The following is a 21,879-nucleotide window of genomic DNA, read 5'->3' as shown; positions in this document are numbered from 1 at the left end:
GCCGCTCACCGGGGCCAGAAGCTGTGGGCCCACGCCCTTGGGCCCGGGGCCGGCAGGCGGTTCTGGGCCACGCGGGACGGGTCGGACCACGCGTCCTTTTCCTCGCCCGCGCCGGACGGGGCCGTTGTCACCGCCGCGGCGCGGGCCCGGACCACCGCCAGTGCGGCGGCCAGCTCCTCCGGAGTCGGGTTGCCCCGTACGACCTTGATCATGACCGCTCCCGTTCTCGTCCGGCGTTCTACAGGGGGATGTTGCCGTGCTTCTTCGGCGGCAGGGACTCGCGCTTGGTGCGCAGGGACCGCAGGCCGCGTACGACGTGGGAGCGGGTGTCGGACGGCAGGATCACCGCGTCGACGTAACCGCGTTCGGCCGCCGTGTAGGGGTTGAGGAGGGTGTCCTCGTACTCCCGGATCAGGCGGGCCCGGGTGGCTTCCTGCTCGCTGTCGGGGGTTGCCGCGATGGTGCGCCGGTGCAGGATGTTCACCGCGCCCTGCGCGCCCATCACGGCGATCTGGGCGGTCGGCCAGGCGAGGTTGAGGTCCGCGCCCAGGTGCTTGGAGCCCATGACGTCGTAGGCGCCGCCGAAGGCCTTGCGGGTGATGACCGTGATCAGGGGGACCGTGGCCTCCGCGTACGCGTAGATGAGTTTGGCGCCGCGGCGGATGATGCCGGTGTGTTCCTGGTCGACGCCCGGCAGGAAGCCGGGCACGTCCACGAAGGTGAGGACCGGGACGTTGAAGGCGTCGCAGGTGCGCACGAAGCGGGCGGCCTTCTCGCTCGCGTCGATGTCCAGGCAGCCGGCGAACTGCATCGGCTGGTTGGCGACGATGCCCACCGGGCGGCCCTCCACCCGGCCGAAACCGGTGAGGATGTTCGGCGCGAACAGCGGCTGCGTCTCGAAGAACTCGGCGTCGTCCAGGACGTGTTCGATCACCGTGTGCATGTCGTACGGCTGGTTCGCGCTGTCCGGGATCAGCGTGTCGAGTTCGCGGTCCTCGTCCGTGACGGCGAGGTCCGCCTCCTCGGGGAAGGCGGGCGGCTCGCTGAGGTTGTTCGACGGGAGGTAGGAGAGCAGCGACTTGACGTACTCGATCGCATCCTTCTCGTCGCCCGCCATGTGATGGGCCACGCCCGAGGTCGCGTTGTGGGTGCGTGCGCCGCCCAGTTCCTCGAAGCCGACGTCCTCGCCGGTGACGGTCTTGATGACGTCGGGTCCGGTGATGAACATGTGCGAGGTCTGGTCGACCATCACCGTGAAGTCGGTGATGGCGGGGGAGTAGACGGCGCCGCCCGCACACGGTCCGACGACCAGGCTGATCTGCGGGATCACGCCGGAGGCGTGGGTGTTGCGGCGGAAGATCTCGCCGTACATGCCGAGCGCCGCGACGCCCTCCTGGATGCGGGCGCCGCCCGAGTCGTTGATGCCGATGACCGGACAGCCGGTCTTCAGCGCGAAGTCCATCACCTTCATGATCTTCTGGCCGTAGACCTCGCCGAGTGCGCCGCCGAAGACCGTGAAGTCCTGCGAGAACACGGCGACCGGGCGGCCGTCCACCGTGCCGTAACCGGTCACGACCCCGTCCCCGTACGGGCGGTTGTGCTCCAGGCCGAAGTCCGTCGAGCGGTGCTGCGCGAACTCGTCGAACTCGACGAAGGAGGTCTCGTCCAGCAGCAGCTCGATCCGCTCCCGAGCCGTCAACTTGCCCTTGGCGTGCTGTTTTTCGACGGCACGTGCCGAGCCGGCGTGCGTCGCCTCGTCGATGCGGCGCCGCAGATCCGCGAGCTTGCCCGCGGTGGTGTGGATGTCGATCTCGTGCTGCTGTTCCGGCTCGGACATCGGGATGCGGCTCCCTGCCTGCTCAGTGGGGACGTGAGAGTGAGGTGCTCAAAGAGCTGAAGGACTCGGAAGAAAGGATTCGGGAGATAAGGATTCGGGAGAAAGGGCTCAGGAAACTCAGGGGAGGGGACGGCTACTCATCCGTAGCGTAGTGGTGTGCCTACCGTTCGGCAGTGCGGCGTTTACCACACCTAGGGTGGGTTGCATGACGCCGCGAGATGACTCAGACCCCAACCGCAATCGGTGGTCCGACCTGGACCGTCCGCCACTCAACGCCGTGGCGCTGCGCCGGGCGCTCGTGCGGGAGGGCGGCCTGTGGTCCGACGTCCAGGTGGTGGCCCGTACCGGTTCCACCAACTCCGACCTCGTCGCCCTCGCCACGGACGGCAAGGCGGAGGAGGGCGCGGTCCTGGTCGCCGAGGAGCAGGACGCCGGGCGGGGGCGCCTCGACCGGCGGTGGACCGCGCCCGCCCGCTCCGGCCTCTTCTTCTCCGTCCTGCTGAAACCCGCCGGGGTCCCCGTCGAGCGGTGGGGCTGGCTGCCGCTGCTCACCGGGGTCGCGATGGCGACGGGGCTCTCCCGCTCGGCCGGCGTGGACATCGCGCTGAAGTGGCCCAACGATCTGCTGGTGACGGTGGAGGGCGCGGAGCGCAAGGCGGGCGGCATCCTCGCCGAACGGGCAGGACCCGAAGCGGTCGTCGTCGGCGTCGGCATCAACGTCACGCTGCGCGCGGACGAGCTGCCCGTGCCGGGCGCCGGATCGCTCGCCCTCGCGGGAGCGACGACCACGGACCGGGACACGATCCTGCGGACGGTCCTGCGGTCTTTCGAACAGTGGTTCGAGAAGTGGCGGAGTGTGGGAGGGGACCCGGCCGCGTCCGGTCTCCAGGACACCTACGCCGCGGCCTGCGCGACGCTCGGGCGGGAGGTCAGGGCCGAGCTGCCCGGAGGGAAGTCGATCACGGGCGAGGCGGTCGCCGTCGACGGCGACGGACGGCTGGTCCTGGGTACCGCGGAGGGCGTACAGCGGCCCGTCGGAGCCGGGGACATCGTGCACCTGCGTCCGGCGGGATCTCCAGGGTCCCCAGGGTTCCCGGGGGACGAGTGACGCAGTGACGGACGGCCCCGGAAGGGGACGCGGTTCGTCCGCCGGTTCGTGCGCCCGTTCGTGCTGGTGGTGAGCAAGGGGCGCATCCGGCCCGTACGACAGGGAGCGGCCCGACGGACGTGCGCGTACGGAGTGAGCCACAGCACACCTGCCGTAGAGTTGAGGCCGGTCGATACCTGACCGCGGCAGATCGGAAGGGCAGCAGGCGTGACGGTCGACGACAGCGGTTCGGACACGGGTGGCCCCGCCTCCGACGGTGAGCCGGGGCGTACCCGGGGGCCTGTCGCCGAGACGGCGGCCGCGCGGGTCGACCGCGCCGAGGCACACGCGCGTGTGGAGGAAGAGGAAGAGGAACAGGACCCAGTGGACGCGCAGGACCGCGGGATCCGTGCCGCCGACCCGACGGACAGGCGAGGCCGGGCGGAGCTGCAGGACGGCCGTACCGGTCGGCCCGCCGCCGACTCTGTCGACTCCGAGTCCGTGGAATCTGTCGAGTCCGGCGACGACCCGCTGGCGCTCCGGCTCGAACAGCTCATCCTCGGCGCCGAGCGGCGCTACACCCCCTTCCAGGCGGCCCGCAGCGCGGGTGTCTCCATGGAACTGGCGTCCCGTTTCTGGCGGGCCATGGGTTTCGCCGACATCGGCCAGGCCAAGGCGCTCACCGAGGCGGACGTACTGGCCCTGCGCCGCCTTGCCGGTCTCGTCGAGGCCGGGCTGCTCAGCGAGGCGATGGCGGTCCAGGTGGCGCGCTCCACCGGCCAGACCACCGCCCGGCTGGCCGAGTGGCAGATCGACTCCTTCCTGGAGGGCCTCACCGAGCCGCCGGAACCGGGCATGACGCGCACCGAGGTCACGTACCCCCTCATCGAACTGCTGCTGCCCGAGCTGGAGGAGTTCATCGTCTACGTCTGGCGGCGCCAGCTCGCCGCCGCGACCGGCCGTGTCGTGCAGGCCGCGGACGACGAGGAGATGGTGGACCGGCGCCTGGCCGTCGGCTTCGCCGACCTCGTCGGCTTCACGCGGCTGACCCGGCGGATGGAGGAGGAGGAACTCGGCGAGCTCGTGGAGGCCTTCGAGACCACCGCCGCCGACCTGGTCGCCGCGCACGGGGGGCGGCTCGTCAAGACCCTGGGCGACGAGGTGCTGTACGCGGCCGACGACGCGGGTGTCGCCGCCGAGATCGCGCTGCGCCTGATCGAGACGATGGCCAACGACGAGACGATGCCCGAACTGCGGGTGGGCATCGCCTTCGGCACGGTGACCACACGCATGGGCGATGTGTTCGGTACGACCGTGAACCTCGCGTCCCGGCTGACCTCGATAGCTCCCAAGGACGCGGTCCTGGTCGACGGGGCCTTCGCGGAGGAGCTCACCCGTACGGGCGACGCGCCCGCTTCCGAGGCCGAGGCCGCGGAGGAGGCCGCCGCCGCGGAGAAGGAGGGCGAGGAGCCACCGGCGTACCGCTTCGCGCTTCAGCCGATGTGGCAGCGGGCGGTTCGGGGGCTGGGCGTGGTCGAACCGTGGCTGATGAGCCGCCGGTAGCTCCGCCGGTAGCTCCGCTGGTTGTGCGGGTTTTGGCTGCGGGCCGGTGGGGGCTGGTCGCGCAGTTCCCCGCGCCCCTAAGTGCCTAGGCACCTAGGGGCGCGGGGCACTGCGCAGCGGGGGTTCGGGGGCGGAGCCCCTGAGTCACTACTCCCCGGGCCACTGCGGGGCGCGCTTCTCGTTGAACGCCGCCACCCCCTCCGACCGGTCCCCGGAGAAGGCGACCGAACGCCACGCCGCGTCCTCGATCTCCAGGCCGGCGCGGAGATCGAGCCCGTGCCCGAGCCGCAGCGCCCGCTTAGCGGCCCGCAGCCCCACGGGCGAGTTGCCGGCGATGCGCCCGGCCAGCGCAAGCGCCTCCGTGCGGTCCTCACCGTCGGCGACCAGGCTGTCCACAAGACCCAGCTCCCGCGCCTCCACGGCCGCCACCCGCCGCGCCGAGAAGATCAGCTCCGCCGCCCGCGCCGCCCCCACCCGGCGCGGCAGCAGCTGCGTACCGCCGCCCCCGGGGATGACGCCGACCGACACCTCGGGCAGGCCCACCACGGCCGTGCCGTCCGCCACGATCAGGTCGCAGGCCAGCGCCAGCTCGAAGCCGCCGCCCAGCGCGAAGCCGTGCACGGCGGCCACGGTGGGCATCGGGAGCTCCAGCACACCGGTGTACGCGGCCCGTGCGACCGGGCGCTGCCGGACCAGCTCGGCGTCCGTGAGGGAGTTGCGCTCCTTGAGGTCGGCGCCGACGCAGAAGGCCCGTTCGTGGGTGGAGGTCAGCACCACCGCCCGTACGTCCCGGTCGGCGGCCAGTGCCTCGCACGCCGCGCTGATCGAGCGGGCCATCTCGGACGACACGGCGTTCATGGCCTTGGGCCGGTCGAGGGTGAGCTCCGCGACGTACGACGCGTGGCGCCGCACCGCCACGTACTCCCCGAACCGCCGCTCCGCGCCCTGCTCCGCCATGCCACTCTCCTGGTTAACGTGGGTTAACTTCCGTGGCCCGATCATTCCAGCCGGCCGCCCCGGGGGAAAGGCCTGCCCCGGGCTCCCCTTCGTCGCGTCGGCGTCCCAAAGTCATACAAAACTACCTAACCTGGGGTGATGGACGGTGGCGATGTGCGGCTGAGAGCCGTGGTGGAGCTGGCGCAGGGCATGGCCGCCGCGCACACCCCGCGCGAGTCGTGGCGCGCGGCGGCGGCCGGGGCCTGCCGGGCGCTGGGCGGGACCTTCGCCGCGCTGTCCGTGTGGGAGCGGGAGCTGGGGCGGCTGCGGGTCCTGGTGAACACGGGGGAGCGGACCCGGGACGAGGAGGAGTTCCCGGAGCAGGAGGCGTACCCCGTGCATCAGTTCCCCGAGATCACCGAGTTCCTGCACGAGCGCTGGGTGGGCGGCGGCGAGACCGACGCCTGGGTCGAGGCGGCGGAAGGGCCGGTCGCCGGGCGCGCGGAGGGCTGCCACCTGGAAGCGCCTTCCGGCGGTGGCGGAGGGAGGGCCGCCGCGCTCAGGCGGCGCGGGCGCGGCTGCTGCGTCGTCGCGCCGATCGTCCTGAACGGACGCGCCTGGGGCGAGCTGTACGTCGCCCGCCCGGTCGGCGCCCCCGTCTTCGACCGCGCCGACGCCGACTTCGCGACCGTCCTCGCCTCCGTGGTCGCCGCCGGGATCGCGCAGACCGAACGCCTGGAGGAGGCCCGCCGGCTCGCCTTCACCGACGCGCTCACCGGCCTCGCCAACCGGCGGGCCGTGGACATGCGCCTGGACGAGGCCATCGAGTGCCACCGCACCCGGGGCATGGTCGTGAGCCTCGTCGTGTGCGACCTCAACGGACTCAAGCGCGTCAACGACACCCAGGGCCACGCCGTCGGCGACCGGCTCCTGGAGCGCTTCGGGTCGGTGCTGTCCCTGTGCGGCGCGATGCTTCCCGGCGCGCTCGCCGCCCGCCTCGGCGGTGACGAGTTCTGCCTGCTCGCTGTGGGCCCCGCCGCCGACGAGGTGGTCCGCGTCGCCGACGAGCTCTGCCGCCGGGCCGCCGAGCTGGAACTCGGCGAGGGGGTCGCGTGCGGGGTCGCCTCGACCGGGTATCCGCTCGGGCCCGTGCGCTCGGCCCGCCGCCTCTTCCGCCTTGCCGACGCGGCTCAGTACCGGGCCAAGGCCGTACGGTCCGCGGCGCCGGTCATCGCCGGGCGCGAGGGCGCCGACGACCCGGTGGTGCGCCTCGCCGACGCGCCACCGCCTGCGGCGGGCGAACGTCGGAGGTTCCGTGGGCGCGGGTGAGCTTCGCCGGGAGGGTGGTGAGTGCCCGCGGGTTCGGTGGGGGCTTGTCGCGCAGTTCCCCGCGCCCCTTCTCTCGCGAAAGCTGCAGGTAAGGACCGAACCCCGTAGCCGGTGGTGACAGTGGCGCATTCACTGCGTACGCTCCTGAATATGGATATGCACACTGTGGTGGTGGGGACGACCGGGGTCACCGCGTCCGACGTGCTCGCCGTGGCGCGTGGCGGCGCCCGGGTCGAGCTCTCCGGCGAGGCGGTCGCCGCGCTCGCCGCGGCCCGCGAGGTCGTGGAGGCGCTGGCGGCCAAACCGGAGCCCGTGTACGGGGTCTCCACCGGTTTTGGAGCCCTCGCGACCCGGCACATCAGCCCGGAGCTGCGAGGCCGGCTGCAGCGCAACATCGTGCGGTCGCACGCCGCCGGTATGGGGCCACGCGTCGAGCGCGAGGTCGTCAGGGCCCTGATGTTCCTGCGGCTGAAGACCCTCTGCTCCGGCCATACCGGCGTACGCCCGTCCGTCGCGCAAACCATGGCCGACATCCTCAACGCCGGCATCACCCCGGTCGTCCACGAGTTCGGCTCGCTCGGCTGCTCCGGCGACCTCGCGCCGCTCTCCCACTGCGCCCTGACGCTGCTGGGCGAGGGGGACGCCGAAGGCCCCGACGGTGACCTCCGTCCGGCCGGTGAACTGCTCGCCGCGCACGGCATCGAGCCCGTCGAACTGCGCGAGAAGGAAGGACTGGCCCTCCTCAACGGCACCGACGGCATGCTCGGCATGCTGATCATGGCCCTCGCCGACCTCGACAACCTCTACAAGTCGGCCGACATCACCGCGGCCCTCAGCCTGGAGGCGCTCCTCGGCACCGACAAGGTCCTCGCGCCCGAACTGCACGCCATCAGGCCGCACCCCGGCCAGAGCGCCAGCGCCGCCAACATGCTGGCCGTGCTGAAGGGTTCGGAACTCACCGGCTCCCACCAGGACGACGCCCCGCGGGTGCAGGACGCGTACTCGGTGCGCTGCGCCCCGCAGGTCGCCGGCGCAGGGCGCGACACCATGGCCCACGCCCGGCTGGTCGCCGACCGCGAGCTGGCCTCCGCCGTGGACAACCCGGTCGTCCTGTCCGACGGCCGCGTGGAGTCGAACGGCAACTTCCACGGGGCGCCGGTCGCGTACGTCCTTGACTTCCTCGCCATCGCCGCCGCCGACCTCGGCTCCATCGCCGAACGGCGCACGGACCGGCTCCTCGACAAGAACCGCTCGCACGGCCTGCCGCCCTTCCTCGCGGACGACCCGGGCGTCGACTCCGGCCTGATGATCGCCCAGTACACCCAGGCGGCGCTGGTCAGCGAGATGAAGCGGCTCGCCGTCCCGGCCTCCGCCGACTCCATCCCGTCCTCCGCGATGCAGGAGGACCACGTCTCGATGGGCTGGTCGGCCGCCCGCAAGCTCCGTACCGCCGTCGACAACCTGACCCGCGTCGTCGCCATCGAGCTGTACGCCGCCACGCGCGCCCTCGAACTGCGTACGGGCCTGACCCCGGCGCCCGCCTCACAGGCGGCCATCACCGCCGCCCGCGCCGCCGGAGTGGCGGGCCCCGGACCGGACCGCTTCCTCGCCCCGGACCTGGCCGCGGCGGACGCCTTCGTGCGCGCCGGCCGGCTGGTCGCGACGGTGGAAACCGTGACGGGCCCGCTGGCCTGACAGGCCCCCTTTACGCGTGGGCGGGGCTGTCGTGTCGGTCACAGCAGCCCCGCCTCCTCGTATGCTAGGGTTCTTAACGAAACGTTTTTGGTACCCATTAACTTTGTGCGCCTGAAAGGAATCTCTCTCAGGCGCGTTTTGTTTGTCCGGTCATTTCCGGATGGGAGCCACCTATCCAAGGAGAAATGACATGGCTACTGGCACCGTGAAGTGGTTCAACAGCGAAAAGGGCTTCGGCTTCATCGAGCAGGACGGCGGCGGCGCCGACGTCTTCGCCCACTACTCCAACATCGCGACCTCTGGCTTCCGTGAGCTGCAGGAGGGCCAGAAGGTCTCCTTCGACGTCACGCAGGGCCAGAAGGGCCCCCAGGCGGAGAACATCGTCCCCGCCTAATTCCGGGACGCGCATCACGCGAGCCGGGGCCCGCACCCTTGGGGTGTGGGCCCCGGCTTGTGTTGTCCGTGTGGCCCAGAGCACGGGAAACCGTGCGGCCCAGGAAGGAATTCCAGATCCAGCATGACTCGATCCGAACGTCCTGAACGACCCACCGGCGGGCGACCGGCCAATTCCCGGGGTACCCGCGGCTCTCGTGGCACACGCGGCGCGGGCCCGGCGGCTGCCGCCAACGGCGGCGGCAGAAACAGCAACGTACGCAAGAAGCCGTCGGTGCAGTCCACCGTGCCGCGCGAGTTCACCCTGCCGCAGACGCTCACGCCCGCGCTGCCCGCCGTCGAGTCCTTCGACGCGCTGGACATGCCGGCCGCGCTCACCAAGACCCTCACCGCCCAGGGCGTGACCGACCCCTTCCCGATCCAGGGTGCGACGCTGCCCAACTCCCTCGCCGGGCGCGACATCCTCGGCCGGGGCCGGACCGGTTCGGGCAAGACCCTCGCCTTCGGCCTCGCGCTGCTCGCCCGTACGGCAGGCCGGCGCGCCGAGTCCAAGGCGCCGCTCGCGCTGGTCCTGGTGCCCACGCGTGAACTGGCGCAGCAGGTCACCGACGCGCTGACGCCGTACGCCACGGCCGTGAACCTGCGGCTCGCGACGGTCGTCGGCGGGCTCTCCATCGGCAAGCAGTCCGCTCTGCTGCGGCGCGGTGCCGAGGTGCTCGTCGCCACGCCCGGACGCCTCAAGGACCTCATAGACCGCGGTGACTGCACCCTCGCACGGGTGGGGATCACCGTCCTCGACGAGGCCGACCAGATGGCCGACATGGGCTTCATGCCCCAGGTCACGGCGCTCCTCAACCAGGTCGAGCCGGACGGCCAGCGCATGCTGTTCTCGGCGACCCTGGACAAGAACATCGACAAACTCGTACGGATGTTCCTCACGGACCCCGTCGTGCACTCCGTCGACCCCTCGGCCGGCGCGGTGACGACGATGGAGCACCACGTGCTGCACGTCGCCGACGAGACGGACAAGAAGGCCGTCGCGATGCGGATCGCGGCCCGTGACGGGCGCGTGCTCCTCTTCGTCGACACCAAGCGCTCGGCGGACCGCTTCACCAAGCGGCTGCTCGCGAGCGGCGTACGCGCCTCGGCCCTGCACGGCGGGCGTTCCCAGCCGCAGCGCAACCGCACGCTCGACCAGTTCAAGACGGGTCTGGTGACCGCCCTGGTGGCCACCAACGTGGCGGCGCGCGGCATCCACGTCGACGACCTCGACCTCGTCGTGAACATCGACCCGCCGGCCGACCACAAGGACTACCTCCACCGGGGCGGGCGCACCGCTCGCGCGGGGGAGTCCGGCAGCGTGGTCACGCTCGTCCTGCCGGAGCAGAAGCGGGACATGACCCAGCTGATGGTCAACGCGGGGATCAGCCCGCACACGGCCCGCATCAAGTCCAGCGACGACGAACTCGTACGGATCACCGGCGCGCGCGAGCCGTCCGGCATCCCGGTCGTCATCCCCGTACCGGAACCCACGGCGGCCCAGCCGTCACAGGGCAAGCCCCGGGCGCGGCGCGGTGGCGGCGGTGGTGGTGGCCGAGGAGCTGCCGCGGCCGGTGCGCGGTCCGGTGGCGGTACCCGGTCGGGCGGCGGGGTCGGCGGCGGTACGCGTGGCCGCGGCGGCGCGGGCGCAGGAGTGCGTTCGGCCGGTACCGGCAACCGCGGGACGCGGGGTGGACAGGGCGGCGGCCGAAGGTCGGCCTAGAAGGTCAGGCCGCGCCGATCCAGGCATCATGTCGCGCTGATCGCAAGGTCGTTGGTGACGGTGAAGAAGAAGCGGGCCCGCACCGGCCGGTCCGCTGCCGCCCCCAGTGCCGTGCTCGGATGTCTGTCGGTCCCCTTCCGGTCCACGATGTCGCCGACGATCCGCCCCACGCGTATCGGTTCGGCGGCACTGGCGGGGCGGATGAACAGGTCCCACAGTGACTTCTCCACACCTCCTGGACGCGACAGGGAGGTGATCCGGGCCTGGAAGGCCCGTCCGTCGTCGAAGGACGCCGTCGCCGGTGTCTCGAAGTCGTGTGCGGTTCCGTCGCGGGAGACGCCCAGCAGTGCCGCGCCCCGACCGAGCGCGGCTCCGTGGAGCATGCCCCGCACGGACAGCGAGCCGGACAGCGAGCCGGACGGTGAACCGTCGTCGGTCTGCAGGGCTGTGGCTTCCGCGTGGGCGGAGCGGCGGAAGGTTCTCAGAGCCAGAAACCCGTCCTTGGTCGGATACGGAATCCACCAGGCGAACGCCTCGCTGGTCTCACCGGTCTCACCGGTCCCACCGGTTCCGCCCGTTTCGGGGGTGGCGCTCAGCAGGCCACGCTGCTCGACCAGTCCGGCCCTGAGCCGACGCAGCGCCCCGTCCTTCGGCCGCTCGACGTAAAGGTCCCAACGGCCTTCCGGCAAGGAGAGCCGCCGGTGGGCCAGGTCCGCTGTCCAGGGTGATTTCATGTCGCTCGGCCGCTCCAGTGGGACCCGGGCCTCAGCGCGGGTTTCTACGCGTCCCTCGTCGACACCGTGCCGTTGACGCAGTACAAGAGTGAGGCGGTCACCGGACACTCCTGACGGGTTCACCGCCACGCGAACACCGCCGGTGGAGTCGGTGGTGCAGCCGCCCCTCGGCCGCAGCGGGCGTGGCAGGCCGTCCGGGACCGGGGCCGCCGACGGGGCCGTGGCGCTCGCGCGCAGAGGCGGCGCCTCTGTCCCCGTTCGACGGGAGCGGGAGTCGTGGGGCAGCAGCGTGCCGAACATACGGCGCACGCGGCGCCCGGCCCTGGCAGTTGGCGAGGTCCTTGCCTCCAGCAACTCGCCGAACAGGAGTTCGTACTCGGCCGCGATCTTCCGCGGCGAGAATCGCTGGGCGGTTGCCCTGGCCAACTCACCCATGGACCGCCGCTGGTCGGCGTCCTCGATCAGCCGCAGCAGCCCCGCGGCGAGCGCTTTCGGATCCCCCGGCTCCACGAGCAGGCCGTCGGATCCGTGCGTGATGATCTCGCCGGGCCCGTGCGGGCAGTCGGTCGCGACCACGGGGACGCCGGCGTGCATGGCCTCCAGGATCGTCATGCCGAAGGACTCCCAGTCCGAACTCACCGCGGCGACGGACGCCTTGGCCCACTCCGTCTCCATGGTCGTGTGCGGTCCCATGAGCAGTACGTGGTCGTTCAGCCGGTGTGCGTCGATGGCGGCGCGGAGGCCGGCGCGCTCCGGTCCCTGTCCGTAGATCCGCAGTCGCCACTCGGGCCGCACGGCGACGACCTCGGAGAACGCGTCTATGAGCAGGTCGTACCGCTTGACCGGCATCAGACGTCCGGCGGCGACCACCAGCGGCGCCCGCACGTCGGAGCGTTCGGCTTTCGGCCTCGGTGCGGCGTTCGGGATGTCGGTGATACGCGTCTTCAGACCGGGCAGCTGTGCGCGGTGATCCGCCGCGTCCCGGGCCGAAACGGTCACGAAGGCATCCAGATGCCCGATCGCGTCGTTCTGCGCCGCCCGGACCCCGGGGACGTGATTGTTGTAGGACAGGTGCTCCTGCCCTATGCGAAGCCGGCGGGGTGAGCCGTGCTCGGCGAGGAAGACGACCAGCGCGGGGCGGGTCGCGACGACGACGTCCGCGTCGGTCTCGTCGAGGAAACCGCGTAACCGCTCGTCCGTGAGTTCCGTGTAGCGATGGGCGAGGACCTCGGTGGGCGGCACGATCAGGGAGGGCCGGGCCGCGAGAGGATGTGCGCCGTCGAACGTCGGCGAGGTGGGGCGCTCGTCGACGAGCGGGACGAGGCGGACGTTGCCGCTCACTCCGAGCAGAGGCTTCTCCTCGGTGCGGAAGACCGAGACGACCTCGACCTCGTTCCGCGCGGCGAGCGCGCCGGCCAGGTTGAGCGTGGAGCGGACCGTGCCGCCTATGGCATAGGCGTTGTGGAGCAGAAAAGTGATCTTCAAGAGGTGATGTCCTGCCTGAAAAGTGTGGTTGGTGATCCAGGCCGGGACGCGGTCCGGTGGACCGTCGACATCCAGCAGCGCACCAGGATCGTCGCGCTGTCGCGAACCTTGCGGTCCTTCGCCGTGCCGGCGTCGTGCCCCCCGTCGTTCCCTGCGCGGTAGGACGACACGACAGGGGACAGCGACACGTTGAATTCAGTCATGTTGGGATTCCAGCCAATGGCCAAAATCGTATGTGCTCGTCGAACCTGCCAGGCGGCATCGAAATTGAGCCGATAGTCGACGGAAAAGGGCTGCGTTCCGTGTCCGCTTCCTTCTCCGCGAGACATCGGGGCGGGGTCGTCAACTCCCGGAGCCCTCGTATCGGTATCGGCCGTACAGAATGGCGATGCCCGGCCACGGGGAATCCGTCGCATTCCAGTGGGCGTCGGTGCCGGAAGACTCGCGGTCACGGCGACGCCCACTGTGTGCACGCCGTCACGCGATACACGGGTGTACTCGTCCTCATTTCCCGCTCGGCGTAGGCGTATGGCCATGACGGCAGCCCGATTTGCCCTGATCAGTACCGAGATAACGGTAACTGACCAGGCTGTTGGTGTGGCGAAAGTTCGAATGGTCTGCGGCACAAAGGTAAAGCAAATATGAAGCTCTCGCTGAGAGTTCGTCAAGTGGATGAGGGCTGCATCACCCTACTTGTCCGCTATTTACGGTTTGAATCGCTGCCAAAATTTCGGGAATCGAGAGTCGGATGGGACTCTCTATTCCGGGCCCTCAGTCGTGCCGAAGGCTGAGTTGGCCTTCCGTCGATAATCTGCGATTCGTGGCGTGTGGTCGCCATTCTGGATGAGTCCGCAGAGTCTGTCCTGGCGTGTCTGATCAGAGACCCAGGGTTTTTGGAATACTGCAGCGGCCCCGTCAAATTGCTTCTGGCGGGGCCGCTGGGGGTGTTTGACGGCAGTAGTGGACGGCAACGTCAGTGGACGTGGGATGCGTGATGCGGCGGGTTGTCGCCGACGTCAGGCTGGTTGGCAGTCGCCCGCCGGTGACCGTCGCCGACGGGCTGCCGATCCCGGACCGCCGTCCATTCGGTCGTCACTCCATGTGCCCGCTCCGCTCGGCAGGGAATCCCGACTTGCCGGGATTCCCTGTCGACCGGTCGGACGAGGGGCTCAGTAGGCGGTCGAGCGCTCCCGGCGTACCGAGAACACCACGAATCCCGCCCCCACGCCCAGCAGCAGCGTGCCGCCGGCCACGTACGGGGTCGTGTCGAAGCTTCCCGTGTCGGCCAGGCGGGTGTGGGTGACGGCGGAGGTTCCGTCGGCCGTTTGCCTCGTCTCTTCTGTTGATTCGGTCGTGTCGGAGATTTGGGTGGTGGCCTTCTCGGGGCTGTCGGCGGAGGTGTGCGCCGCGGCCCTGAGCACCGTGGTCGTGGTCGTCGTTGTGCGGGTGGTGTGCTCCGCGGGCTTGTCGTCCGTGGCGTTGGCGGACGGAACGAACCACAGGGCACCCAGCAGGGTCCCCGCGGCGGTGGCGGTCAGCAACGATCGACGTGCGGACACGGAATATCGATCCCCTTGTGACGCTGGCGAATTGGCCGTGCGGAGCGATGTTAGTGAAAGGTGCGGGTCACGGGAAAGTCACGGTGGTCAGGAGTCGTACGCTCCCACATATGAGCACACCTGAGACATCACGTTTTGTGCGGTTGCACGTCGAATTGGTCATCGAGGTCGAGGACGAGAGCGCCCTCACCAAGGCCGCCCTGGAGCGCATGGCCGCGGACCCCGAGATCCCGGCCGAGGAGCGGGCCCACGCCGAGAGCACGGTGACGCAGGACACGGCCGAGGCGCTGGCGTATCTCGTCGACCCGTTCGACCTGGTCACGGACGTGCCCGGGGTCGACCTCGCGCAGGCCTCGTGGAGCAGCGAGCAGGTCGACTACGACCCCGATTCGCCGGACTGGGACCTGGACGAGGATGATGGCGCCTCGGACGAAGGCGAAGAAGAAGCGACCGGCTGACACCGCTTGGGAGAATCGTGACCCCGGGCGGCAACCGCCACCCGGGGTTCTGTCGTCTCACAGGACGCAGTGACCGAACCCGCACCAGGCGTATCCCGGTGGATCGACGTGGCGCGCCCCACACCCGTGATGGATGTGGGACGGGACGGACCGGTCGTAGCGTTGAAGGTGTTTACGGGGACTCTTGGATTTTCAGGGTCTTCGGGATGTGGGTTTTCGGGGATTCGGCAACGATGGAGAAGCGTGTGATGACGGACAGTAAGCGGCGCAGGGGCCTGTCGGTCGCGTCCGCACTGCTCGGTGGGGTGCTGGTGCTCTCCGCGTGCAGCGGAGGGGGCGACGACGACCCCCAGGGTGAAGGTGACGGTTCCTCGCAGTCCAAGGTCGACGAGGCGGCGGCCAAGAAGACGTCCGAGGCCCAGATCAAGATCACGCCCAAGGACGGCTCCGACAACGCCTCCATCAACAGTGCCGCCGCGGTCACTGTGACCAAGGGCACACTGAGCGAAGTGACCATGAAGACGGCGGACGGCGCCGCGGTCAAGGGCGAGATATCCGCGGACAAGAAGAGCTGGAAGCCCAGCGGCCAGCTGGAGCGCGCCACCGCCTACAAGATCGCCGCGACGGCCGAGGACTCGGACGGCCGCGCCGCCCACGAGAACGCGTCGTTCACGACGGTCTCTCCGGCCAACAGCTTCATCGGCAACTTCACGCCCGAGGACGGTTCCACCGTCGGCGTCGGCATGCCGGTCTCGATCAACTTCGACAAGGCGATCACGAACAAGGCGGACGTCCAGAAGGGCATCACCGTCTCGTCCACCAGCGGCCAGGAAGTCGTCGGCCACTGGTTCAACGCCAACCGCCTGGACTTCCGCCCCGAGGACTACTGGAAGGGCAACTCCACCGTCACCCTGAAGCTGAACCTCGACGGCGTCGAGGGTGCCTCCGGCGTCTACGGCGTGCAGCAGAAGACGGTCACCTTCAAGATCGGCCGCAACCAGGTCTCGATCGTCGACGCGGAGACCAAGACCATGAAGGTCACGCAGGACGGCAAGACCATCAGGACCATCCCGATCTCGGCCGGCTCGCCCGAGAACAAGACGTACGAGGGCCGGATGGTGATCTCCGAGAAGTTCACGGAGACCCGCATGAACGGCGCGACCGTGGGCTTCACGGACGACGACGGCAAGGGCGAGTACGACATCAAGGACGTACCGCACGCGATGCGTCTGTCGAACTCGGGCACGTTCATCCACGGCAACTACTGGGGCGCCAAGTCCATCTTCGGCAGCGTCAACACCAGCCACGGCTGTGTGGGCCTGGCGGACACCAAGGGCGCGGGCGACACGAACAGCCCCGGTGGCTGGTTCTACAGCCACTCGATCGTCGGTGACGTCGTGGACGTGCGGAACACCGGTGACAAGACCGTCGCCCCGGACAACGGCCTCAACGGCTGGAACCTGGACTGGGCGGCGTGGAAGGCCGGTTCGGCCGCCTGACACCTGACTCCAACACTCCTTGCCCCGAGGGCGGTTGCTCGTCACGAGCAGCCGCCCTCGGCGTTCTGCGTTGTTCCGGAGCAGGTGCACGGCGTTCCGGGAGAGCGTTCTGAGGGGGCGCACAGCCTTCTCATCCTTCTCTTATGCAGGCCTTATCCGGTCATCACGCGCCGTCCATACCTTGCGGCCATGTTCTTCACCTATCTGAGGCGCGAACTGCGCCGCCGCAGAAAGGCGGCGCTCGTCGTCGCCTCCGGACTCGCCCTGGGCATCGCCCTGGTCATCGTGGTCAGTTCCGTGTCGTCCGGCATGGAGAAGGCTCAGGGCAAGGTCCTCCAGTCCCTGTACGGGCTGGGTACGGACATGACGGTCACCAAGGCGGCCCAGGCCCAGTCGAGCACGGGTGAGCGTCCGCGCTTCGAGTTCGACGCCCAGGACAGTGACTCCGAGGAGGAGCAGAGCAGCGACCGCGTCGTGGTGCAGGGCTTCCAGACCCTGGCGTCGAGCACGGTCTCCAAGGTCGACACGCAGCAGGGTGTCTCGGACGCCGTCGGCGGACTCAGCCTCCAAGTGGTCAAGGTCAGCGGCCAGTTCCAGCGGGGCGAGTTCCAGCAGGACCAGCAGCAGAACGGCGGTGGCGGCAACCAGCAGGGCGGCAGCCCAAACGCCCAGCAGTCCCCGCAGGGCCGCGTCGAGGGCGGCGGCGCCAACTTCGACGTCAACAGCTACACGGTCTACGGCACGGACGTCACCAAGCCCGCGCTGGGCCCGCTGACCTCCTCGAAGATCACCAGCGGCCGTACCTTCAAGACCTCCGAGACCGACGCGAAGGTCGTCGTCGCGGACAAGTCCTACGCCAAGGAGAAGAAGCTCGCCCTCGGTGACACCGTCACCGTCAAGAGCGTCAAGTACAAGGTCATCGGCATCGCGACACCCGACAGCGGTGACGCGGCGGCCAACCTCTACATCCCGCTCAAGCAGGCGCAGACGCTCAGCGACTCCAAGAACAAGGTCACCACGATCTACGTCCAGGCGTCCGACTCGCAGCAGATCGACGCCGTCAAGTCGACCATCCAGAAGAACATCTCGGGTACGACGGTCACCACCTCGGCCGACCTCGCCGACACGGTCTCCGGGTCCCTGTCGACCGCCTCCGACCTCGCCTCGAACGTGGGCAAGTGGCTGTCGATCGCGGTGCTCGTGGCCGCGTTCCTGGTCGCGGGCCTGCTCACCTCGTCGGCGGTCTCCCGCCGCGTACGGGAGTTCGGCACGCTCAAGGCACTCGGCTGGAAGTCCGGCCGCGTCACCCGGCAGGTCGTCGGCGAGGCGGTCGTCAACGGCCTCGTCGGCGGCGTCCTCGGTATCGCGCTTGGCCTCGGCGGCGCGTACGTCGTCACCGCGATCAGCCCGACGCTCCAGGCCGAAGTCGGCTCCACGGGCGGCGGGGCGGGCGGCATGGGGAGCGGTGGTGGCCCCGGCGGAGGTATGGGCGGCGGCGCCCGCCAGACGGCGTCCAAGGCCCTCGACGTGACACTCAGCGCGCCCGTCGCCCTCAGCACGATCGCGGTGGCGGTCGGCTTGGCGGTGGCCGGCGGCCTGATAGCAGGCGCCTTCGGCGGCTGGCGAGCCTCCCGCCTACGCCCGGCGGACGCCCTACGCCGAGTCGAATAACCCGGCAGCCCCGCCCTCGCGCCCTCAGGGGCGCGGGGAACGGCGCGCTCAGCCACGAACAACCCGCACATGCGACACGGCGCCCCGCCCCCAGAAGGGGCGCGGGGAACTGCGCACCCAGCCACAGCCGACCCGCACCCTCCATCCCACCCGGCGGAGCCAACCGGCGGAGCCCAACGCCGAACCCCAGGAGTTGCCCCATGTACGACCTGAAAAGCGTGACGAAGCAATACCGGCGAGGCAAGGAGACCGTAGACGCCCTGGCCGGCGTCGACCTGACCATCGGCGACGGCGACCGCCTGGTCATCCAGGGCCCCACCGGCGGCGGAAAGTCCACCCTTCTCCAGATGCTCGGCGGCCTCGACCGGCCCACCTCCGGAAGCGTCGAACTCGACGGAACAGATCTCGCCAAACTGTCCGAGACCAAGCTCACGAATGTGCGCAGCGAGAACATCGGATTCGTTTTCCAGAGCTTTAACCTCATTCCCACCCTTACCGCCCAGGAGAATGTCGAGACGGCACTCGTACCGCTGAAGGTGAAGGTGAAGGAACGGCGGGAAAGGGCCGCCGCCGCACTGGAGTCCGTCGGGCTCGCCGAGCGGCTCGGCCATCTCCCTGCCGAGCTCTCCGGCGGTCAGCAACAGCGCGTCGCCATCGCCCGCGCCCTGGTCAAGCAGCCCAAGGTGCTGCTCGCCGACGAACCGACCGGCAACCTCGACGAGTCCATGCGCGACGAGATCATGGACGTACTCGAAACCATGTGGAAGGAGTACGGGCTCACTTTCATCATGGTCACGCACGATTCCGCCATCGCGAAGAAGGCCCCGAGGGTCGCCACGATCCGGAAGGGCAGGATCACGGTCAAGGAAAACGCCAACTCTTGACTGCTGCCTCACTATTGAGCACCAGTTCGCCCCCCGGCATACTGAGTATTCCGGGGGGCTGCGCGCGAGTACGTATGCGTACAGGAGCCCCCCGGCCGGATGAAGGGGATTCATTCCGGACCTGATCTCCAGGGGGAGACTTGCGCAGACAAATGAAAAGAGCGTGCACGGCCACGATCGCCGCGGCGGCAGCCGTGGCCCTGGCGGCGGGCATGACCAGCCCGGCGTCGGCGGAGGCCGGAAGCACGGCTGAGCGTACGGCCGGTGGCTCGGCGGGCGGTTCGGCCGTACAGGCCACTTCGAAGCACCGCATCACCCTGATCACCGGCGACCGTGTCGTTGTCGACGCCAAGGGTCGTGTCGTCGGCCTGGAGCGGGCCAAGGGCCGCGAGAAGATACCCGTCCAGATACGCAAGACCGACGGACACACCCTAGTCGTGCCGGCCGACGCCGCCCGGCTGATCGCCGACGGCAAGCTCGACCAGCGGCTCTTCGACGTGACCGAGCTCAACAAGTCGGTCAACCGCAAGTCCCAGAAGCAGGGCCTCAAGGTGATCGTCGGCTACCGCGGCACGGCCGCCGCGGCGAAGGCGGACGTCCGCGACGCCGGTGACACCAAGGTCCGCAGGACGCTCTCGTCGCTGAACGCGGACGCGGTACTGACACCCAGGGACGACGCGCCCGACCTGTGGGCCGCGGTCACCGACACGCGGTCCGGCGGCGCGAGGACCGCCTCCGGTATCGCCCACGTGTGGCTCGACGGGGTCCGCAAGGCCAGTCTCGACAAGTCCGTCAAGCAGATCGGCGCCGACAAGGCCTGGGCCGCCGGGTACGACGGCAAGGGCGTCAAGATCGCCGTCCTGGACACCGGGGTCGACACGACCCACCCGGACCTCAAGGGCAAGGTCGTCGCGGAGAAGAACTTCTCCGCTGCCGCCGACGCGAGCGACAAGTACGGCCACGGTACGCATGTCGCGTCCATCGCGGCCGGTACGGGCGCCAAGGCCGCGGGCAAGTACAAGGGCGTCGCGCCCGGTGCCGAACTGCTCAACGGCAAGGTGCTCGACGACAACGGCTTCGGCGACGACTCCGGCATCCTCGCCGGCATGGAGTGGGCGGCCGAGCAGGGCGCCGACGTCGTCAACCTCAGCCTGGGCGGCGGGGACACTCCCGACATCGATCCGCTTGAGGCCCAGGTCAACAAGTTGTCCAAGGAGAAGGGCGTCCTCTTCGCCATCGCCGCGGGCAACTCCGGCGAGTTCGGCGATCAGACGATCGGCTCGCCGGGCAGCGCGGAGGCCGCGCTCACCGTGGGCGCCGTCGACGACACGGACAAGCTGGCCGACTTCTCCAGTACGGGCCCCGGCCTCGACGGGCAGATCAAGCCCGACGTGACCGCGCCCGGTGTGGACATCACGGCCGCCTCGGCGGCCGGCAGCGTCATCGCCCAGGAGGTCGGTGAGAACCCGGCCGGTTACGTGAGCATCTCGGGTACGTCGATGGCCACCCCGCATGTCGCGGGCGCCGCGGCGATCCTGAAGCAGCAGCACCCCGACTGGACGTACACCGAGCTGAAGAGCGCGCTGACGGGCTCGGCCAAGGGTGGTACGTACACGCCGTTCCAGCAGGGTTCGGGCCGCGTCCAGGTCGACAAGGCCATCAAGCAGACCGTGATCGCCGACCCGTCGTCAGTGAGTTTCGGCATCCAGCAGTGGCCGCACACCGACGACACCCCGGCGACCAAGAAGGTCACGTACAAGAACCTCGGCACGGCCGACGTCACGCTGAGCCTCGCGGTGACGGCGACCGACCCGAAGGGGCAGGCCGCGCCGGCCGGCTTCTTCACGCTCGGCGCCAGGACGCTGACCGTCCCGGCGGGCGGCACGGCCTCCGCCGACCTCACGGCCGACACCCGGCTGGGCGGCACGCTCGACGGCACCTACTCCGCGTACGTGACCGCGACCGGCGGCGGCCAGAGCGTCCGCACGGCGGCGGCGGTACAGCGCGAGACGGAGTCGTACGACGTCACGCTCAAGCAGATCGGCCGCGACGGCCTGCCCGCGACCGCCTACCTCACCGACCTGATCGGCTACGCGGGCCTGGCCAAGGGCCGGAACTTCGCCGCGCCGGAGGGCGACGGCACGGTGACGATGCGGGTGCCGAAGGGTACGTACCTGCTGGACGCCTGGATCCTGAAGGACTTCGAGACCTTCGAGGGCGGCCTCGACTGGGTGGTCCAGCCGAAGCTGAGTGTCACCAAGGACGTCTCGCTGACCCTTGACGCCCGTACGACCAAGTCGGCCGACATCACGGTGCCGGACGCCGGCGCGAAGCCGCTGTCCGCGCTGGTCTCCTACGTCTTCGACCCGGCGCAGTTCAGCGTCGGCGTGGGCGGCGCATCGTTCGCCGACGTGCGCCTGGCGCACCTCGGCGGCGACGTCACCGGTCTGACCCAGACCTGGGGCGGCCAGTGGACCAAGGGGGCCACCGCCGAGTACGACGTGGCGACCACGGCCGAGGTCAAGCGCCTCCAGGGCGACAAGGTCCGCCACTACAAGGCCGGCGAACTGGCCACGGTGAAGAACAACCTCGGTGCGGCGGCCTCCGGTAAGACCGGCGTGCTCTACCCGATCGGCGAATTCCCGGCGGACGTCACCTTCGGCGCAGGCTTCGAGCAGAAACTGCCCGGCGCCCGGACGCTGTACGTGTCGACGGGTGACAAGGTCAAGTGGGGCTTCGAGTTCGAGCAGCACGGCGCCCTCGACGCGGACGGCTACCCGACGCTGGAGGCCTACTACTCGCTGGGCAACTCGCAGACCTTCAAGGCGGGCAAGAAGTACGAGAAGACGTTCAACACGGCCGTCTTCGGGCCGCGCGTCGGCTCGGACTACGGCATCTACCGCGAGGGCAACGGCATCTACGGCTTCCTGCCGCTGTTCGCCGACGGCAAGACCCACGCCGGCTCCTCGCTCTACTCGTCGGCCACC

At 69.8% G+C, this 21,879-nt stretch carries 17 protein-coding genes; 11 read left to right on the top strand and 6 right to left on the bottom strand.

What is annotated here, in order from left to right; genetic code table 11:
* Positions 1-5: 5 nt before the first annotated feature.
* Positions 6-212, bottom strand: a complete 207-nt coding sequence (locus tag AOK01_RS33730) for an acyl-CoA carboxylase epsilon subunit (RefSeq protein WP_055518421.1) — start codon at positions 210-212, stop codon at positions 6-8.
* A gap of 26 nt (positions 213-238) precedes the next feature.
* Complete coding sequence (locus AOK01_RS33725) at positions 239-1,837, bottom strand: acyl-CoA carboxylase subunit beta (protein ID WP_055518419.1); 1,599 nt, start codon at positions 1,835-1,837, stop codon at positions 239-241.
* 205 nt (positions 1,838-2,042) lie between these two features.
* Between AOK01_RS33725 and AOK01_RS33720 the strand changes: the two genes are divergently transcribed.
* Both AOK01_RS33720 and AOK01_RS33715 read left to right on the top strand, forming a co-directional pair.
* Entirely contained in the window at positions 2,043-2,945 is a 903-nt protein-coding gene (locus tag AOK01_RS33720) for a biotin--[acetyl-CoA-carboxylase] ligase (RefSeq protein ID WP_055518417.1), read from the top strand.
* Positions 2,946-3,425: 480 nt separating this feature from the next.
* The gene (locus tag AOK01_RS33715; protein ID WP_055518433.1) at positions 3,426-4,487 is read left to right on the top strand and encodes an adenylate/guanylate cyclase domain-containing protein; all 1,062 of its coding nucleotides are present in this window, start codon (positions 3,426-3,428) and stop codon (positions 4,485-4,487) included.
* Between the two features lie 147 nt (positions 4,488-4,634).
* On the opposite strand, the gene AOK01_RS33710 is transcribed toward AOK01_RS33715, so the two are convergent.
* Positions 4,635-5,444: an enoyl-CoA hydratase/isomerase family protein gene (locus AOK01_RS33710; protein ID WP_055518416.1), complete on the bottom strand. Its 810-nt coding sequence runs from the start codon at positions 5,442-5,444 to the stop codon at positions 4,635-4,637.
* 138 nt (positions 5,445-5,582) lie between these two features.
* Here AOK01_RS33710 and AOK01_RS33705 point away from each other — a divergent pair, with 138 nt between their 5' ends.
* The 4 genes from AOK01_RS33705 (at position 5,583) to AOK01_RS33690 (ending at position 10,602) form a co-directional block, all read left to right on the top strand.
* Positions 5,583-6,752: a GGDEF domain-containing protein gene (locus AOK01_RS33705; protein WP_055518414.1), complete on the top strand. Its 1,170-nt coding sequence runs from the start codon at positions 5,583-5,585 to the stop codon at positions 6,750-6,752.
* 156 nt (positions 6,753-6,908) lie between these two features.
* Positions 6,909-8,447 (top strand): histidine ammonia-lyase, encoded by a 1,539-nt coding sequence (gene hutH, locus AOK01_RS33700; protein WP_055518412.1) that lies wholly within the window; start codon positions 6,909-6,911, stop codon positions 8,445-8,447.
* Between the two features lie 190 nt (positions 8,448-8,637).
* Positions 8,638-8,841: a cold-shock protein gene (locus AOK01_RS33695; RefSeq protein WP_003969786.1), complete on the top strand. Its 204-nt coding sequence runs from the start codon at positions 8,638-8,640 to the stop codon at positions 8,839-8,841.
* Positions 8,842-8,964: 123 nt separating this feature from the next.
* A complete protein-coding gene (locus tag AOK01_RS33690) occupies positions 8,965-10,602 on the top strand; it encodes a DEAD/DEAH box helicase (RefSeq protein WP_055518410.1) in 1,638 nt (545 codons plus the stop codon).
* A 26-nt stretch (positions 10,603-10,628) separates the two neighbouring features.
* Here the strand turns inward: AOK01_RS33690 and AOK01_RS33685 are convergent, their stop codons facing one another.
* The 3 genes from AOK01_RS33685 to AOK01_RS33680 all read right to left on the bottom strand — a co-directional run bounded on the left by AOK01_RS33685 (position 10,629) and on the right by AOK01_RS33680 (position 14,380).
* Positions 10,629-12,821 carry a glycosyltransferase family 4 protein gene (locus tag AOK01_RS33685; RefSeq protein ID WP_055518408.1) on the bottom strand — a complete coding sequence of 731 codons (2,193 nt, stop codon included), beginning with the start codon at positions 12,819-12,821 and terminating at the stop codon, positions 10,629-10,631.
* On the bottom strand, positions 12,818-13,150 hold the full coding sequence (locus tag AOK01_RS43835; RefSeq protein WP_157871595.1) for a hypothetical protein: 333 nt from the start codon (positions 13,148-13,150) through the stop codon (positions 12,818-12,820). The genes AOK01_RS33685 and AOK01_RS43835 overlap by 4 nt, the downstream gene beginning before the upstream one ends.
* Positions 13,151-13,990: 840 nt before the next feature.
* The gene (locus AOK01_RS33680) at positions 13,991-14,380 is read right to left on the bottom strand and encodes an LAETG motif-containing sortase-dependent surface protein (protein ID WP_055518407.1); all 390 of its coding nucleotides are present in this window, start codon (positions 14,378-14,380) and stop codon (positions 13,991-13,993) included.
* Between the two features lie 110 nt (positions 14,381-14,490).
* Between AOK01_RS33680 and AOK01_RS33675 the strand changes: the two genes are divergently transcribed.
* From AOK01_RS33675 to AOK01_RS33655, 5 genes are all read left to right on the top strand, one after another.
* Positions 14,491-14,838, top strand: a complete 348-nt coding sequence (locus AOK01_RS33675; RefSeq protein WP_079103983.1) for a hypothetical protein — start codon at positions 14,491-14,493, stop codon at positions 14,836-14,838.
* 233 nt (positions 14,839-15,071) lie between these two features.
* The gene (locus AOK01_RS33670; RefSeq protein WP_190850425.1) at positions 15,072-16,337 is read left to right on the top strand and encodes a L,D-transpeptidase; all 1,266 of its coding nucleotides are present in this window, start codon (positions 15,072-15,074) and stop codon (positions 16,335-16,337) included.
* 189 nt (positions 16,338-16,526) lie between these two features.
* Positions 16,527-18,008, top strand: coding sequence for an ABC transporter permease (locus tag AOK01_RS33665; RefSeq protein ID WP_055518403.1), 1,482 nt, complete (start codon positions 16,527-16,529; stop codon positions 18,006-18,008).
* 200 nt (positions 18,009-18,208) lie between these two features.
* Complete coding sequence (locus tag AOK01_RS33660; RefSeq protein WP_055518401.1) at positions 18,209-18,892, top strand: ABC transporter ATP-binding protein; 684 nt, start codon at positions 18,209-18,211, stop codon at positions 18,890-18,892.
* Between the two features lie 152 nt (positions 18,893-19,044).
* A partial coding sequence (locus tag AOK01_RS33655) for a S8 family peptidase (RefSeq protein WP_055518399.1) occupies positions 19,045-21,879 on the top strand: 2,835 nt, incomplete at its 3' end.

Source organism: Streptomyces aurantiacus (assembly GCF_001418335.1).
Classification (GTDB): Bacteria; Actinomycetota; Actinomycetes; order Streptomycetales; family Streptomycetaceae; genus Streptomyces; species Streptomyces aurantiacus.
Note: the sequence above shows the minus strand (reverse complement) of the source record. Positions and strands in the feature narration are given on the sequence as shown.

What these genes read in the sequence shown, in the direction of transcription:
- AOK01_RS33730 (WP_055518421.1), bottom strand. Translation starts at nt 212, where the DNA reads ATGATCAAGGTCGTACGGGGCAACCCGACTCCGGAGGAGCTGGCCGCC.
- AOK01_RS33725 (WP_055518419.1), bottom strand. Translation starts at nt 1,837, where the DNA reads ATGTCCGAGCCGGAACAGCAGCACGAGATCGACATCCACACCACCGCG.
- AOK01_RS33720 (WP_055518417.1), top strand. Translation starts at nt 2,043, where the DNA reads ATGACGCCGCGAGATGACTCAGACCCCAACCGCAATCGGTGGTCCGAC.
- AOK01_RS33710 (WP_055518416.1), bottom strand. Translation starts at nt 5,444, where the DNA reads ATGGCGGAGCAGGGCGCGGAGCGGCGGTTCGGGGAGTACGTGGCGGTG.
- AOK01_RS33705 (WP_055518414.1), top strand. Translation starts at nt 5,583, where the DNA reads ATGGACGGTGGCGATGTGCGGCTGAGAGCCGTGGTGGAGCTGGCGCAG.
- hutH (WP_055518412.1), top strand. Translation starts at nt 6,909, where the DNA reads ATGCACACTGTGGTGGTGGGGACGACCGGGGTCACCGCGTCCGACGTG.
- AOK01_RS33695 (WP_003969786.1), top strand. Translation starts at nt 8,638, where the DNA reads ATGGCTACTGGCACCGTGAAGTGGTTCAACAGCGAAAAGGGCTTCGGC.
- AOK01_RS33690 (WP_055518410.1), top strand. Translation starts at nt 8,965, where the DNA reads ATGACTCGATCCGAACGTCCTGAACGACCCACCGGCGGGCGACCGGCC.
- AOK01_RS43835 (WP_157871595.1), bottom strand. Translation starts at nt 13,150, where the DNA reads ATGTCTCGCGGAGAAGGAAGCGGACACGGAACGCAGCCCTTTTCCGTC.
- AOK01_RS33675 (WP_079103983.1), top strand. Translation starts at nt 14,491, where the DNA reads ATGAGCACACCTGAGACATCACGTTTTGTGCGGTTGCACGTCGAATTG.
- AOK01_RS33670 (WP_190850425.1), top strand. Translation starts at nt 15,072, where the DNA reads ATGGAGAAGCGTGTGATGACGGACAGTAAGCGGCGCAGGGGCCTGTCG.
- AOK01_RS33665 (WP_055518403.1), top strand. Translation starts at nt 16,527, where the DNA reads ATGTTCTTCACCTATCTGAGGCGCGAACTGCGCCGCCGCAGAAAGGCG.
- AOK01_RS33660 (WP_055518401.1), top strand. Translation starts at nt 18,209, where the DNA reads ATGTACGACCTGAAAAGCGTGACGAAGCAATACCGGCGAGGCAAGGAG.